13 protein-coding genes are annotated in these 16916 nt (G+C 40.1%); 10 read left to right on the top strand and 3 right to left on the bottom strand.

The genetic code is table 11. The features are described 5' to 3' along the window. Nucleotides 1-16: 16 nt before the first annotated feature. From KK060_RS10320 to KK060_RS10310, 3 genes are all read right to left on the bottom strand, one after another. Nucleotides 17-538 (bottom strand): pyridoxamine 5'-phosphate oxidase family protein, encoded by a 522-nt coding sequence (locus KK060_RS10320; protein WP_254153645.1) that lies wholly within the window; start codon nucleotides 536-538, stop codon nucleotides 17-19. Between the two features lie 36 nt (nucleotides 539-574). Next, entirely contained in the window at nucleotides 575-730 is a 156-nt protein-coding gene (locus tag KK060_RS10315) for a hypothetical protein (protein ID WP_254153644.1), read from the bottom strand. A gap of 82 nt (nucleotides 731-812) precedes the next feature. After that, nucleotides 813-998: a CsbD family protein gene (locus KK060_RS10310; protein WP_254153643.1), complete on the bottom strand. Its 186-nt coding sequence runs from the start codon at nucleotides 996-998 to the stop codon at nucleotides 813-815. Nucleotides 999-1104: 106 nt separating this feature from the next. Between KK060_RS10310 and KK060_RS10305 the strand changes: the two genes are divergently transcribed. The 10 genes from KK060_RS10305 to KK060_RS10260 all read left to right on the top strand — a co-directional run bounded on the left by KK060_RS10305 (nucleotide 1105) and on the right by KK060_RS10260 (nucleotide 16663). Continuing rightward, nucleotides 1105-2619, top strand: coding sequence for a malate:quinone oxidoreductase (locus KK060_RS10305; RefSeq protein WP_254153642.1), 1515 nt, complete (start codon nucleotides 1105-1107; stop codon nucleotides 2617-2619). A 2-nt stretch (nucleotides 2620-2621) separates the two neighbouring features. Beyond that, complete coding sequence (locus tag KK060_RS10300; RefSeq protein WP_254153641.1) at nucleotides 2622-3956, top strand: NAD(P)/FAD-dependent oxidoreductase; 1335 nt, start codon at nucleotides 2622-2624, stop codon at nucleotides 3954-3956. A gap of 375 nt (nucleotides 3957-4331) precedes the next feature. Continuing rightward, nucleotides 4332-5903 carry a glycosyltransferase family 4 protein gene (locus KK060_RS10295; RefSeq protein WP_254153640.1) on the top strand — a complete coding sequence of 524 codons (1572 nt, stop codon included), beginning with the start codon at nucleotides 4332-4334 and terminating at the stop codon, nucleotides 5901-5903. Continuing rightward, on the top strand, nucleotides 5884-7152 hold the full coding sequence (locus tag KK060_RS10290; protein ID WP_254153639.1) for a glycoside hydrolase family 57 protein: 1269 nt from the start codon (nucleotides 5884-5886) through the stop codon (nucleotides 7150-7152). The genes KK060_RS10295 and KK060_RS10290 overlap by 20 nt, the downstream gene beginning before the upstream one ends. A gap of 266 nt (nucleotides 7153-7418) precedes the next feature. Next, nucleotides 7419-7697: an ArsR/SmtB family transcription factor gene (locus tag KK060_RS10285; RefSeq protein ID WP_254153638.1), complete on the top strand. Its 279-nt coding sequence runs from the start codon at nucleotides 7419-7421 to the stop codon at nucleotides 7695-7697. A 148-nt stretch (nucleotides 7698-7845) separates the two neighbouring features. Next, nucleotides 7846-8925, top strand: coding sequence for an efflux RND transporter periplasmic adaptor subunit (locus tag KK060_RS10280; RefSeq protein ID WP_254153637.1), 1080 nt, complete (start codon nucleotides 7846-7848; stop codon nucleotides 8923-8925). 28 nt (nucleotides 8926-8953) lie between these two features. Next, nucleotides 8954-12073 (top strand): efflux RND transporter permease subunit, encoded by a 3120-nt coding sequence (locus tag KK060_RS10275; protein ID WP_254153636.1) that lies wholly within the window; start codon nucleotides 8954-8956, stop codon nucleotides 12071-12073. 9 nt (nucleotides 12074-12082) lie between these two features. Next, nucleotides 12083-13411 carry a TolC family protein gene (locus KK060_RS10270; protein ID WP_254153635.1) on the top strand — a complete coding sequence of 443 codons (1329 nt, stop codon included), beginning with the start codon at nucleotides 12083-12085 and terminating at the stop codon, nucleotides 13409-13411. 382 nt (nucleotides 13412-13793) lie between these two features. Beyond that, on the top strand, nucleotides 13794-15155 hold the full coding sequence (locus KK060_RS10265; protein ID WP_254153634.1) for a right-handed parallel beta-helix repeat-containing protein: 1362 nt from the start codon (nucleotides 13794-13796) through the stop codon (nucleotides 15153-15155). Nucleotides 15156-15298: 143 nt separating this feature from the next. Beyond that, nucleotides 15299-16663 (top strand): Gfo/Idh/MocA family protein, encoded by a 1365-nt coding sequence (locus tag KK060_RS10260; RefSeq protein WP_254153633.1) that lies wholly within the window; start codon nucleotides 15299-15301, stop codon nucleotides 16661-16663. Nucleotides 16664-16916: the final 253 nt, after the last annotated feature.

Raw genomic sequence — 16916 nt, 5'->3', positions numbered from 1 at the left:
CAATTTGTATTTGATATTAAAACTTCATCTTTCCTTCTATGCCATCGTCCATTGTTCTACCTCCTACCACTGAAGCCATAATTTTAATTAACGAGACTGCTTTGTTATTTTTTGTATCCCAATAGTAGGCATCCTCAGGAGCTACTTTTATAACAGAGATGTGGGGATCATCTTTGCCCTCCTGGAACCACGCTTTGGCAATAGGGCTCCAAATGTCCTCAACCTTTTTACGATCGGTATACATGGTTGCATGACCATAAACACTGAGATATTCGTTCGCCCCTTTATTAGAGAAAAATAGTTGTACCCTTGGATCCTCGTCTATCTCCCAATTCTTATTGCTGTCTTTATCACTGAGGAACCAAAAATTTCCCTCATCATCAACCTCCTGCACGCTCATTGGCCTGGTTTGTAATGGAACGTCAGTAAGGTGCGTAGTGAACAAACAAATATTATTATGTTTGACTAGTTCTTTTAATTTATCTATCGATTCGTGATGTTCCAGATGCTGAACATCTTCTCCCTCTTCGCTTTTCATAACATTAGTTCTTTATATTTTCCTACCTCAAATGTTTTATTTTTTAATCCAGTTATGTTCCATATCATTATAAGCCTTCTTGCTTACCGGCGATTTCTTCTTTGACCTGGAAATACCTTTTTTCTTTCTGGCATTGATGTTATTCACCAAGGAATTTTTTACACCCAATTTGTTTTTTGCTTTAGTAGCCATCAGTTCGAGAATTAATAAATGGTAAGGTAAAGACTGCTAATGCAGACCTTTACCTACTTAAAATTATAAAGCAGCGTGAGCCCTAAAGCTTTTCTATCTCGTTCCTTAACTCTTCTTTAGACTTTCCTAGTTTTTGCTGAAGACGGCCATAGAACTCATCTTCCTTTCCTTCAGCAAAAGCTAAATCATCATCAGTTAATTGACCATACTTCTGCTTCAATTTTCCCTTCATTTCATTCCATGCTCCTTTAACTTGTAACTTCTCCATAAATCAACTGGTTTTAGTTTAACTTAAACTCATTCATAAAAGAATAATGCCGGAAAAGCGGCTATATTTCCGCAAAAAGGCATAGAATTTATTCTTAAATAGATATATGGATTTAAACGAAAAAACACCTGTTGGTTCTGACGTAATTTTAATAGGCGCAGGTATTATGAGCGCTACACTGGGACTTCTTTTAAAGGAGCTTCAGCCTAATCTTAAAATAACAATCGTTGAAAGACTAGATGTAGCGGCAGCGGAAAGTTCCGATGCCTGGAATAATGCCGGTACCGGGCACTCAGCCTTCTGTGAACTTAATTACACGCCTATGAGAGCCGATGGTTCTATTGATATTTCTAAGGCAGTAAAAATTGCTGAATCATTTGAGATCTCAAAGCAGTATTGGTCTCATTTGATTACAAGTAAGATTATAAAAGTTCCATCCAGCTTTATTAATAGAATACCACATATAAGTTTTGTGTGGGGCGAAGAAAACGTTGATTATTTATGGAAGCGCTATGAGGCTCTTCAGGATTGCCATCTATTCAAGGGAATGGAATATTCCGAACATCCAGAGGATTTGCAGGTTTGGATGCCTCTTACAATGGAAGGCCGGGATAAGTTTCAGAAGTATGCTGCCACCCGCATGTCCCTAGGAACAGATGTTAACTTCGGCGCTTTGACAAGATGCATGTTTAATTGCCTTCAACAGATGGACGAAGTTACTTCTCTATTCAATCATGATGTTAAAGGCCTCAAAAGAAACAAAGACGGTTCATGGAGAGTAAAGATTAAAAACAGACAAACCGGAGACAAAACCAAACTTAACGCAAAGTTTGTATTTATAGGTGCGGGTGGTGGATCACTTCGTCTACTTGAGAAATCTGATATACCTGAAGGAAAAGGTTATGGAGGATTTCCAGTAAGCGGTCAATGGCTAAAATGTACAAACCCTGATGTGATAGAAAGGCATTACGCGAAAGTTTATGGAAAAGCTTCCGTGGGATCGCCGCCTATGTCGGTTCCTCACCTGGATACCCGGATGATCAATGGCAAGAAAGCCTTACTCTTCGGACCTTATGCAGGCTTCTCTACTAAATTTCTAAAGAAGGGATCCTACTTTGATTTGATTAAATCAATTCAGCCAGATAACATTATTCCTATGATTGCGGCGGGTCTTGATAATATACCGCTGACAAAATATCTGATCAATCAGGTAAGACAATCTCCGGAAGATCGGTTTGAAGCGTTACGGGAGTATTTTCCTAATGCAAAAATGGAAGATTGGGAGTTGGAAGTCGCCGGACAACGTGTCCAGGTTATTAAAAGAGATAAGGAGAATATTGGGGTGCTGGAGTTTGGAACTGAAGTAATCAGTTCAGCAGACGGAAGTCTTGCAGCCTTGTTAGGAGCCTCGCCGGGGGCATCCACAGCAGTGTCTATTATGCTGAACCTTATAAATAAATGTTTCCCTGAGAATATTAAATCGCCTCAATGGCAAAGCAAATTAAAAGAACTAATTCCCTCATATGCACAACCATTAGATAAGGATGCGCAATTATTAAAGAACATCAGATCAATGACCAGTGAAGTTTTAGGATTGGAAACTGCAACAGTTAATCACTAATCATGACAGAACATGCTATAATTCCGGAAACGGGTAAACCACGGGTAGTAATAGTTGGGGGCGGGTTCGCAGGGCTTGAGCTTGCTAAAAAGTTATGCAGCGCGGCTGTTCAGGTGGTGCTTATCGACAAGCAAAACTTCCACACTTTTCAACCCCTCCTCTATCAGGTGGCAACGGCTGCACTAGAAGCGGAGTCCATTGTTTACCCTTTCCGGAAGATGTTTGACGAACAGGATAACTTTTATTTTCGGCTTGCTGAAGTACAGTCTGTTGATACGCTGCAGCAGGTCGTGTTCACATCCATAGGATTATTCCGTTATGACTATTTAATAATTGCAACAGGAGCTACAACTAATTTTTATGGTAACGATAAGATTAAGGAGAAGGCAATTAGTATAAAGACGATTGAAGACGCTTTGTCATTAAGAAATACAATTCTCTACAACTTTGAGAAGGCACTTCAAACAGATGATCAGGAACAGCTTAATAGTCTCATGGACTATGTAATTGTAGGTGGCGGACCAACTGGTGTTGAAATAGCAGGAGCGCTTAGTGAATTAAAGAAGCATGTATTTCCGAAAGATTATAAAGAGCTGGATTTTGTGAACATGGACATCCACTTGGTGCAAAGCGGACAGGAACTACTCAAGGGTATGTCACAAAAAGCATCAGCGGAAGCCCTACATAGCTTGGAGAAATATGGCGTTAAGGTTTGGCTTAATTCAAAAGTAAAGTATTATGATGGACGGACAGTTCTTCTTGATACCGGAGAACGTTTGCATAGCCACACCTTAATATGGGCCGCCGGCGTTACAGGATCTCTTATTGATGGGTTAAATAAAGAATGCGTTGTTTCCGGCAATCGAATAAAAGTTGATGAGTACAACAGGGTGGTCGGATATGAAAACGTATTTGCTGTTGGCGACATCGCTGCAATGATTACTCCCGAACACCCTCATGGACATCCCATGATGGCTCAGCCTGCTATGCAACAAGGGAAATTACTAGCGAAAAACCTTAAAAATCATCTTAAAGGAAAAAAAATGTCCCCCTTTAAATACCGCGATCAGGGTTCAATGGCTACCATCGGGCGAAACAGGGCAGTAGCCGATCTCAAGGTATTCGGTAAAGAATTAAGATACACAGGTTTAATTGCCTGGCTAATCTGGATGGTTATCCACCTATTGTCTATTATTGGTTTCCGCAATAAAACTATCGTTCTGCTTAATTGGATGTTTAGCTACTTTAGCTACGATAAGGGCATGCGGTTGATAATTGGAGAAAAAAGAGAAAACCTTTCGACAGAAAGTGTGGCAGAGAAGGCTGTCGTCAACTAGTTCTAAGCTTTTCCGTCTTTCTTAGGTACATTAAAACGGAACTCCCAAAATACTTGAAACTAGTTTTATTGACTCTACTTCGTGCAATTTAAAGCGGCTGTTTGTAGACTTGATTCTACAATACGATGTTCTTGCTATACCTTTTTTAGACGTGGGCTACTTCTAACCGGGTTACTATTACGATTGTGTATACTTTTTAAGGGAATAGTAATCCGATAATCTTATTCTTGCTATCTAAATATTGATATTCTTCAATACAGGCATGACTTTTTAACTGTTGCGGTTGTCATTTGATCAGCTTTGGAAGTAAAGCAGGCTAAAGAAACAGAAACTTTAACAACTGAACCTGATAATCTTGAATAACCTATACGTTGCATGAAAGTATTGATGTTTGGGTGGGAGTTCCCTCCCCACATTTCCGGTGGTCTTGGAACAGCCTGCTATGGCCTTACTCATTCACTTGGGAAAGAGGATGTAGATGTTCTTTTCGTGGTACCTAAACTACATGGTGATGAACCAACGGTAAAAACGAGCTTGATTAATGCAAGCGCTATTCCTTATAAAACTATTAAGTTAAATTCTCCTGATATTAATATTGACTCAAAGAAGGAAAACAAATCAGCCGTTAATACAATTCCTTCAGATTCAAGAAAACAGGACGTTAAACCCTCCACTATCTATACAACAAATACTGGAGACATAATTTCAGTAAAAGAAGAAGATAATTTTACATACATAGAAATTCCTTCTGGATTATCAGCTTATCGCGCTCCTGACTTCGAACAGCACTCTAGTGAAGTTAACCATTGGAATTATTCATTCGGTGATAGAAAAAATAATAGCCCAATTGAATCCAATACAGAATCTAATACGTCATCAGAATTGGCAAGTAAGGCATCACAACTTACAACTTCTGCCGATCAAACTGAAGCACAAGAAACACAACCACAAGAACACATTAATAGTGATAATGCAATTGAAGAATCGGATTCTGTAAAAGAAGTTACTTATACATTTTCAGGTTCTTATGGTGCCAACCTATTACTCGAAGTTGAACGCTATGCACAGGTAGCAGAAGAAATAGCAAGACGGTTTTCTTTCGATGTAATTCATGCCCATGATTGGATGACATACCCGGCAGGCATTGCGGCAAAAGAGGTAAGCGGTAAGCCACTGGTAGTACATGTTCATGCAACAGAATTTGATCGCACTGGCGATAACGTAGATACCAGAGTACATGCAATTGAACAACGGGGTATGCAAAAAGCCGACCGTGTTGTAACTGTAAGTGAATGGACTAAAAGAATTGCAGTTAATAAATATAACATCGCTGAACAAAAGGTTTGCGTAGTTCACAACGGAATTATTCCACAGAAAAAACAAAAAGTTGAGTTTAAGTCTCCTTTAAGAAAAGCTCCGGTAGTTACTTTTCTCGGAAGGGTAACACATCAGAAAGGTCCACTTTATTTTGTAGAAGCCGCAAGAAAGGTTCTAAAGGAAATTCCAGACGCACGTTTTATCGTGGCTGGTTCAGGAGATCTGCTTCCTGCAATGATTCAACGCGTGGCGCAGCTGAAGATGTCATCGCATTTTCACTTTACTGGTTTTCTAAAAGGTAATGATATTCAGAAGGTATGGAAGATGTCAAATCTTTATGTTATGCCTTCAGTATCCGAGCCTTTTGGTATTGCTCCATTAGAAGCTATTCAGGCTGGGGTACCTGTTATAATTTCAAAGCAGTCTGGCGTAGCCGAAGTTATGCCGCATGCAATAACGGTAGATTTCTGGAATACCAATGAATTAGCTGAGTCTATTTGTAGCGTATTAAAGTATAAGAGCCTGCATAAAACACTAAAGAAAAACAGTAAAAAGCATATAAAAGGGATTACCTGGGATAACGCCGCTAAAAAACTTAATAACCTATATCATGAGCTTATTGAACAATAGTGATCGCAGCAGAAATCTAGTATTCTATTTTCAAGTTCATCAGCCTCGTAGACTTCGTACTGTTAGGCTATTTGACATAGGTACGGATTCTGGTCTTTTTGATGATCAACAAAACCAACAGATATTGGAGCGTGTTGCAGCATCATGCTACCTTCCAACCAACCAACTTCTGCTTAAGCTCATTAAGAAATACCCTGGCATCAAGATAGCTTTTTCGATTTCAGGTGTTACACTGGATCAGTTTGAGGCGTTTGCTCCTGAGGTCCTTGAAAGCTTTAAAGACCTTGCCGAAACAGGATCGGTTGAATTTCTCGGAGAAACTTATTACCACTCTTTGGCAACACTTATTCCTGGACATGAATTCGAAATTCAGACACTCAAGCATACGGAGCTCATCGAGAAACATTTTGGCAAAAGGCCAACCGTATTCAGAAACACTGAGTTGATTTACAGCGATGATGTTGGCAGACGTGCGGCTCTGTTGGGCTTTAAAGGTGTTTTCACAGATGGTGTTGCGAGAGTTCTTAGTAATGATAAGAGCCCTAACCAGGTTTATCAACACCCGACAGAGGAAGGTTTAAGCATTTTGTTACGTAACTTTATTTTAAGTGATGACATTGCCTTCCGCTTTTCGCACTATAGTGGTCTTACAGCGGATCAATATATAACATGGCTTAAAGATATTCCAACCCATGAAAGGGTTGTTAATGTTGCCATGGACTACGAAACATTTGGCGAGCATCACAAAAAGGAAAGTGGCATTTTCCAATTCCTTGAGAACATGTTGTCGGGTATAGCTTCTGACAGCACTTTTAAGATGCTCACTCCTACTGAAGCTGTAGACACCATAAAACCTCAAGCCGTTTTAGATTGCCCTCATTTTGTGTCATGGGCTGATAATGAAAGAGATCTATCAGCTTGGGTAGGCAATGACCTTCAACGTGATGCTTTTGAAACGCTCGTAAAGCTTGACTCTTCTGTTAAAGCATTAAACGATGCAGAGACATTAAAGCAATGGAGATTGTTACAAACCAGTGATCATTTCTATTATATGTCGACAAAAAAAGGAACTGACGGAACAATACATAATTACTTTAGTCCTTATCCTTCTCCTTACGAGGCGTTTATAAATTATATGAATGCTTTGACGGATTTTTCTGTAAAATTAGATCTAAGAAAGAGCCTACTGAAGCCTGTAAAAGCAAGAAAGAAAAAGGCCAAGTCCTTGCTTGAAGGATTAACAGCATAATTTACTTTATCTCCAAAATAAGCCAAGGGCTGTTCTTACAAGGACAGCCCTTCTTTATTTATAGCCAATTGTTTTATCTGTTTAAACTCCTAGTTCCTTATATAAACATCTAGGGGAGGCAGACCTTGATGATAGATTGAGGTACTAACATCTGATAGGTTAATTTATTTAAATTTTTTTCAAGGCAACTGAACCTTTTATAAAAATCGAGCGTATTTAGACATATCGAAATATTTCGATAAATAGATAACTAAATCGTATCTGTTATGAACGCGAAGAAGGCTGAGAAGATATCAAAAGCTTTAGGTGATCCCAATCGTCTTATCATTATCCAGGAGATCAGGAAGAAAGGCGATCCGCTTTATTGTTGTGACATCGACAACGTACTAAACCTCGCTCAGCCTTCAATCTGCCACCACATGAAATTGTTAACGGATACTGAAATTGTAATCAGTGAGAAACAAGGAAGGAACGTCCGATATACTTTAAACGATAAACTTCTTGATGAATATATAGACTTCCTAAAGTGCCTTAAAAAAGACTAATTTTTTTAACAAAATGTATCGAAATATTTAAATATATAAAATAAAGCGAATGAATGAATCGACACCAATGTTACCCCCGATCAACAAAATCAAGCAAATCAAAAAAAATAACATAACAAAAGCCTTCAATAAAAACCACAATTAACCTATGAATTCATTTTTTAGACATCGACTATTTATTGACCTGCAAATTTTAGCAGGCTATGCGCTACTGGTTGCTGGCGTTGCTGCATGTACCATCAAAGCTGAAGAAATGCCTGCAACAGAAACATCGGCCCCTGCATTTACAGGAATACCCGTAGACGCAATGGTAGTAAAGCCCGGCGTAGTAAGTGACGAACTTGTTGTAACAGGATCAATTCTTGCAAATCAACAAGTAAGTATCGTGAGCGAGTTAACAAGAAAAGTAACCAAAGTAAATGTAAAAGAAGGAAGTAAGGTAAGGAAAGGCACATTACTTTTTCAACTTGATAATTCAGACTTACTGGCCCAGTTAGAGAAATTAAGACAACAAGAGAAACTCGCGTTGCTTAATGAAGGAAGACTAAAGGATCTACTTGAAAAAGAAGCAATTGCGCAACAGGATTATGATGAAGCTTCTACCAATTTAAAAGTACTTCAGGCTCAGATTCAGGAACTACTTACCATCATTGATAAGACAAGAATTGTTGCACCGTTTGATGGGCAGGTGGGAATCATTAACACCTATCCCGGTGCTGTTGTATCTACTAACACAGTACTTGCTAACATTGAAGACAACAGTGTTGTAAAAGTAGACTTCTCAATCCCTGAAAAATACTCAAATACTGTATCAGTGGGAAGTGAACAATCCTTTACTACCCCCTCTGATGAAAAAGTTTATAAAGCCAGGATCACAGCAAAAGCGGCAAGCTTAGATACCGATACAAGAAGTCTCCTGGTGAGAGGAGTTTCTCCTAATCCAGAAGGCAAACTTCTTCCTGGTCAAAGTGCTCGTATAACGCTGTCCTTAAAAACATCTCCTAATGCACTTGCTATTTCTTCACATGCACTAATTCCTTCTCCTGGCGGATACGTTGTATTTGTGTCAAAAAATAAGAAAGCGCAGTTACAACCAATTGAGATTGGTCAGCGTAGTACCGGTTCTATAGAAATAGTTAAAGGTCTTACTGCAGGAGATACAGTGATTACAAGCAACCTCTTAAGACTTGCGCCTGGAACACAGGTGAATCTTCTCGCCATCAAATAAAAATAAAACGCATTAATTTAAAGTTTGCATGAGTGCAATATCGCAAATAAGTATATCGAGACCGGTGTTAGCTGGCGTAATGTCAGTACTACTGATTCTCTTTGGAATAGTTGGTTATACATTTCTTGGAACAAGAGAATATCCGGTAACTGATTCTCCTATTGTTATGGTAACCACGGTGTACCCCGGTGCGAGCGCCGATATCATCGCATCGCAGGTTACTAAACCACTCGAAGAGGCAATCGCAGAAGCAAATGGTATCCGTGCCCTTTCGTCTGTATCGCGCGAGCAGGTAAGTATTATTACAGTAGAGTTTAACCTTGATACAGACCTGGAAGCTGCGGCTAATGATGTTCGTGATAAGGTTTCAAAATCACGTCAGCAACTTCCTTCCGACATAGAACCTACTATTGTTGAAAAGGCAGGGCCTGCAGATTTTCTGGTTTTCCTCACTGTTCAAAGTAATACCAAAAGCCTGGAAGATGTTACTGATTTTGTAAACATCAATATAAAAGAAAAGCTACAATCTATTCCTGGTGTTCGTCTGGTAGATACCTATGCAGGACGCAAGCGCGCCATGAGACTACGCATGGACCCGCTTAGACTCGCTGCGCTTGGCCTTACTCCTGCTGATGTACAGGCCGCATTACAAAGAGAAAATGTAGACCTTCCAAGCGGAAGAATTGAAGGCGAAAACACAGAAGTTACCTTACGCACGCAGGGAAGACTTGTAACGGAAGACGACTTCAATAACATGATCATTGTGCAGAAAGATGGTGCCATTGTTAGATTTAAAGATATTGGTACAGCGGTGATGTCATCACAGAATGAAAGAACTGCAATGATTATTGGCGAAGGTAAAACAGCCGCCTATGGAGTAGGTACGGGTGTCTCACCTCAACGGGGTGCCAACTCACTTGCTATTGTTGATGAGTTCAAGAAACGCTTTGAGGAAATTGTTAAATCAGCACCAAAAGAATATACCATTGCTTTGGGAAAAGATTTTACTGTGCCTGTTCGGAACTCACTAACAGAAGTGGAAGAGACTTTGATTCTCGCTTTCGTATTGGTTGCGCTAATCATTTTCATTTTCCTTCGCGACTGGCGTAGTACAATCATTCCATTGGTAGCTATTCCCGTCTCTATTATCTCAGCCTTCTTTATTATGTACCTGGCTGACTTCTCAATTAACGTGCTCACATTACTGGCATTGGTGCTTGCCATAGGTCTGGTAGTGGATGATGCTATTGTAGTTCTTGAAAATATCTACAGTAAAATTGAAAAGGGAATGAAGCCGATAGAAGCCGCAAGAAAAGGCTCCGACGAAATTTACTTCGCTGTAATATCTACTACGGTGACGCTTGCTGCCGTGTTTCTTCCTATTCTATTCCTTGGCGGAATAACCGGTAAGCTGTTTAAAGAATTTGCAATTGTAGTAGCAGGTTCTGTGCTAATCTCAGCCTTCGTTGCTTTAACCCTTTCCCCTATGATGAGCGCCTATCTTTTAAAAGCGAATGCATCGCAGGGTTGGTTGTATCGAAAAACAGAGCCTTGGTTTGAAAGACTCAACCATGCCTATGAGCGCTCATTGAATGCATTCTTTAAGGTGAGGTGGCTGGGCTTTGTTTTACTGGTACTTTCATTTGCCATTGCGTGGTTTCTCCTGCCTAAGTTACCATCAGAGCTCGCACCGCTTGAAGACAGATCGATGATTGGTCTTGCTGTTATCGCACCAGAGGGAACCTCCTACGAAAGCATGGAGCAAACCATGAAAGAGATTAATAACTTTGTATCAGATTCTATTCCTGATCTTAATGAAAATCGTACTTACGCCGCAGTAGCAGCATCATCAGGAACTCTCGTACAACCAGTGAATGGAGGCTTTCAGTGGATCTTTTTAAAAGACCCTAAAGAAAGGAAGAGTGGGATGACGCAACAACAGGTTTACGAAAAACTTGTAGCTGCATCAGGGAGATTCAGGAACGTTATCATCATTCCTATTCAAATCCCAACAATTGGGGGCTTCTCAAGCTCACAACCTCTTCAATACATCATACAAGCTCCCGATCTGCAAAGCCTGGTAAACATCACTCCGAAGATAATGAATGAGGTTTATCAAAGTAAAAAACTAAGTTTTCAGGATCCTGATTTTAAAATCAACAGGCCCGAAATAAGTATAAACATAGACCGTCAACGAGCTGCGCAGCTCGGAATCTCTACGCAGGAAATTGGACGTACGTTACAACTTGCGCTTAGTGGAAGACGATATGGATACTTTATCTACAACGACAGGCAATATGAGGTGATTGGTCAGTTAGAGAGAGAAGAGCGTTCGGCGCCAGCGAATCTCCATTCTCTTTTCCTTAAATCACAAACTGGTGAAATGGTGTCATTAGATAACCTGGTATCAATGAAAGAAAGTGTTAGTCCTCCTGCCATATACCGCTACAACCAATCTTATAGTGTAACCATCTCAGCAACACCCTCTGCAGGTGTTAGTCTTGGTGAAGCCATAAAAGAAATGGATGAAATAGCAAAGCGCACATTGCCTGCTGGATTTACTACAGCATTGGGAGGACAAAGCCGCGACTACGCAGAAAGTAGCTCAAGCCTGATCTTCGCATTCATATTCGCTATTGTGTTAATTTATCTTGTACTCGCAGCGCAGTTTGAAAGTCTCATCGATCCATTTATTATCTTATTAACTGTTCCTATGGCGTTAACGGGTGCAGTTCTTAGCTTGTGGATTACTGAACAATCAATTAACGTCTTCAGTCAGATTGGTATTATCATGCTGATTGGCCTCATTACCAAGAATGGTATTCTGATAGTGGAATTTGCAAACCAAAGAAAAGAAGAGGGCCTTAATGTAAAAGATGCTGTATTGTCAGCAGCAAGCTCCCGCTTCCGTCCTATCCTCATGACTACTTTAGCCATGATCTTTGGTACACTACCAATTGCACTATCACTTGGCACGTCTTCAGGAAGCAGAACTTCTTTGGGTATTGCTGTAGTTGGTGGGCTCCTCTTTGCAGGTCTACTCACTTTGTATGTCATACCTTCAGTATACTCTTACTTCTCACGTGCTTATGTTCATAAGGATGTGCAGGAAAATGAGTTCTCGAAAACACAACCCATTACCGTTTAAGAAATAACCATGAACTCTAGAACATATCTGATCCTGGCTGTACTTGCATTTTTATTAAGCAATAACACACAAGGTCAAAATTTGTCGCTGGCTGATGCATTGACACTGGCTTCTTCAAATAACCCTGAGTTAAAAGCAAGTCAGCTCGAAATAGAAAGAGCGCAGCAACAACGCACCATAGCGCGAAGTTTTTTACTTCCTTCTGTCTCTGCTAATGCGCTTGCTAATCATTATTTTGATCTTCCCGCTTTCTTTGGATTTGGCACAAATGCAGAAGGTGGAAAAATACCGTACGGAAGATTTGGAGGAAAAGATCAGCTAAGCACTTACGTTTCAGCTGTTCAGCCCCTCTTTAATCCCATGGCTTTTCCTGCCCTTCATGAAGCGCAGATTCAACTGCAGCATAAAGTGGTTGCAGCAAAAGCAAAGCAGTTAGACATACTGTCACAAATTAAAACCCGTTATCTCCAGATTCTTGTATTGCAGGAAAGAATCCGTCTGCAACAGGAAAGCATCAACCGGAACAAACGCGTACTGCAAGATTCACGGTCGCTGTTTATACAGGGAAAAGGGTTGCGGGTAGACACTTTGAGAGCCTATACATCTGTAAAGAATCTTGAACCTGATCTTGTTAAGCTTTCCTTTCTTTCAGAGACGGCTAAACTGGAACTCAAGGCTTTGATTGGTGTAGATTCATTAGCAGATTTTACATTGACCGATTCTCTTACCGTTCCTACATCAATACCCAATGAAAGTGAGCAGCAGGTGCTTGAAGATGTACGGCTGAACAATCCGGAATTGCAGTTACTAAAACTCCAAGAACAAATTGAAAGGCAACAGATTAAGGTATCCTCTGCCCTTCGCAAGCCTACGCTTTCGCTCGTTGCTCAATATCAGATTCAAAGTCAAACGAATGATTTTGAATACTCGAACGCACATTATCCTTCGTCATCTTATGTCGGTTTACAATTGTCAGTGCCACTATTTGCGGGATTTAGTACACAGGCAAAGGTAAAGCAGGCAAGAATTGAAAGAGATCAGTCACAATTGTTGGTGCAAAACAAACAAGCGCAACTTACAGCTCAGGTTCATCAGGCTATAGCCAACCTCCGGGAATCGTCACTCAGGGTCGAGAATACAGCTATTGTTCAACAGACGGCAAAAGTCAGTTACAATATCATACAATATAGATACAAGAGTGGCATTTCATCCAGGCTTGAATTAACTGATGCTGAGTTGGCTCTATCTACGGCTCAATCAAATTACCTTGAAGCAGTGTATGACTATCTGGCTGCAAGTATAGCCCTTGATAAAATCAAAGGAAAAATTGAATTATAGTTACATTAATCAGTGAGTTGACTAAACACTCCCTTTTAGTCAAAGGACTTCTAAGCAACCCTTAGGAGTCCTGTTATTTTTCGGTATTGCCGTTTCTCCCTGTGCTTACCACTTCCCAAGCATTACATACTAATTATTAGCACGGCTTAACAATACCTGCTTGCTCTGGTTGCTACTTTCATCGATATATTCTGTTGTTTACCGGTGCCATTATCTTTTAGCGAACTAAAGTTTATCATTAAGGCGTTAGCACACTATTATTCGAAAAAAAATTAATCTATGAAGATTACATAGAACAGAAACCCCACATTAACGGCTGCAAAATAATCATCATCAAATCAAAATTCTTTTAATGCTAAAACATCTCAACGTAAATCGCTTCATGAGTGCAATACTCGTGTGTATCACATTTTTGTTTTCCCAATGCAATGACGAAGAGGTTCTCCCACAGGACGAGATTAATGACCCTACTATTTCAGCAACTGCAACCAATGACTGTGGTTGTACTTATACCGTTCCCGTATCGACAAAGACAAGTACTGTTGACGGGAAAACCTTAGGTATAAAACCAGGTAATGTAATTTGCTTGAAAGGTGGGGCAACATACGGAAATATTGTATTTAAAAACATCAGAGGAACTGCATCAGCTCCTGTTGTTATAAAAAACTGTGGTGGCACGGTTACTATAAATGGAACTGGAACATACTTTGGTATAAAAACACAGCTTAGCTCGTTCTTCAGAATCACAGGAGGTACCGGAACTACTTATGGAATTAAAGTAAATGGTGGTCACCATAGCGTTACCCTTGAATACTTAACTACCAATGTTGAGTTTGATCATGTTGAAGTTGCCAATTCGGGTTTCTCCGGAATTATGGCGAAGACAGATCCAAGTTGTGATGATGCTACTATTCGTGGTAACTTCGTTATGAAAGATGTTCGTCTTCACGATAATTATGTTCATGATACACAAGGAGAAGGATTTTATGTAGGTCATACATTTTGGAGCAAGGGCGTTAATACTTCTTGCGGAGTACGTTATCCTCACCCTATTGAAGGACTCAAAATATATAATAACGTGGTGAGGAACTCTGGTTGGGAAGCCATCCAGGTAGGCTCAACACCATCGGGCTCTGAAGTATATAATAATAAGATTTACAACTACGGGGTTAAAAATGAATTGTATCAGAATCACGGTGTACAATTTAGCGAAGCAGGCATTGGCAAGTTTTACGGCAACTTCATTAAAGGTGGCAAAGGCAATGCGGTTATGATTATCGGTAACCCTCAAAACTTTGTACATGACAACGTAATAATAAACGCTGGTGAAGATGGGATCTTCTGTGAAGATCGCAGCATAGGCGCAGGTTTTCATTTCGTTAATAACACGATAATAAATCCGGGTGGTAATGGAATCCGTATCTATGCAGATGAAGTAAAGATGAACTATGTTTATAACAACCTGATTGTTAATCCAGGTGCTTATGCAAAAAATGGCGAGAAGGCTTTTATCTTTTTACTTAGCAAAGCAGTGCCTGTAAAAATGCTGAACAACTACCAGACGAGGGACATTAGCTCTCTAAAATTTGCGAGCCCTTCCAGTGATAATTTTGCGCTCACAAGTTCTTCTCCTGTTGTTAATAAAGGCACAAGCATCTCTACATTAAATATTCCTGTAGATTATATTCAGAAGCCACGTTTAAAAGGCACCGCTTATGACATCGGAGCTTATGAACTTCAATAAGTAAGTATAATTTTATTGCGAGTCCAGGTCTGCGCTTATAACGCAGACCTTTTTTATATATCCATAGATGCAGAATCTTACATTAAAACATTGCCCATCAATATTATTAAACATATATTATCGCCTAAGATATATTTCACAGCATGAGAGATTTCAATATCAACAGAAGACTTTTTCTAAAGGGCGCAACAGCTTCCCTCGCGTTAACCACGTTCGCTGCCTATGGAACTGATATAATTAATCCCGCAAAATCTATTAGAGTGGGTTTAATCGGCTGTGGCTGGTATGGCAAAAGCGACCTGTTTCGATTAATACAAGTGGTGCCTGTTGAAGTAGTTGCGCTATGCGACCCTGATAAGAACATGCTGAACAAGGCAGGAGCCCTTGTAAAAGAACGAATGAGTCTTTCTAAAACACCCTTGTTGTATAGCGACTATAGAAAGATGCTCTCCAACCATAAATTCGATATTGTTCTGATAGGAACACCAGACCATTGGCATGCACTCACAGCAATAGAAGCAATGAAAGCAGGAGCTCATGTATATGTTCAAAAACCAATAAGTGTTGATGTAATAGAAGGCGAAGCAATGCTTGCTGCTGCAAGAAAATATAACAGGGTAGTACAGGTAGGGTTGCAAAGAAGAAGCACACCTCATTGGATTGAAGCCAAACAAAATATTATCGATGCTGGTCTGTTAGGAAAAATATCTCATGTAGAAATGTGTTGCTATTACCACATGCGGTTAAACAACAAACTGCATCAGGAGCCAGTACCTGACTTTTTTGACTTCGACTTATGGACAGGACCCGCGCCTTTAAGAGCTTTTGATGGTCTGCCTCATGGAAGATGGAGATCGTTTACTGAATATGGAAATGGAATTGTAGGCGATATGTGCGTTCACATGTTCGATGCTGCCCGTTGGCTGTTAAACCTGGGTTGGCCGAAACGGATTACATCAACAGGGGGTATCTACGTACAAAAAGAAAGCAGTTCCGATATCTCAGATACGCAAACGGCAGTTTTTGAATACGATGAATTGAACTGCGTTTGGCAACACAGAACTTGGGGAACACCGGCAGATCCTGAATACCCCTGGGCTCTTAAAATATACGGAGATAAAGGAACCCTTGCCCTAAGTACAATGAAGTATGATTTTGTTCCTGACGGTGATGGTAATAAAATCCATAAAGATGTTTTGTATGAGAAAGAAAAGTATCCGGAAGATCTTAAAGAAGAACGAATCGAATTACAGGCTGCTCCTGCAACACGGGCGCACATGTTAAATTTCTTAAAAGCAATTGAAGACAAGGGAAGGCCCGTGGCCGATATTGAAGAAGGCCATATCTCTACAGCTTCCTGCATTCTTGCTAATTTGTCCATGAAGCTGGGAAGACCGTTGGTATACGATCCTAAAACGAAACAGGTAGTCGGCGATGCAGAGGCAACAGCCCTATTGAAACGTTCATATCGCGGGCCTTGGGAACATCCTGATCCCAATAAGGTTTAGTAACTACTTTTGATACCGTAATTCATTGCAAAGTACTTGAAAGTATTTGAAGCACTCAGCGTTTCTCAAAGTATTAGGAAGTATGGAAAAGTCTTTGAAAGTATTGGGAAAGTATTGGAGGAGACTTAGAGGAGAGTTAGAGGAGACTTAGAGGAGACTTGACAGCCAGCCCCCTCATATATCAAATTTAGTGTTTCAACCTTTAATACCGTACTCCTTAGGCAAATGCTTGATCTTAAGGTAGAGATATAAA

Source organism: Chryseosolibacter indicum, from assembly GCF_018598585.1.
Taxonomy (GTDB): Bacteria; Bacteroidota; Bacteroidia; order Cytophagales; family Cyclobacteriaceae; genus Chryseosolibacter; species Chryseosolibacter indicus.
The sequence above is the reverse complement of the archived record's forward strand: the minus strand, read 5'-3'. Positions and strand labels throughout refer to the sequence as shown.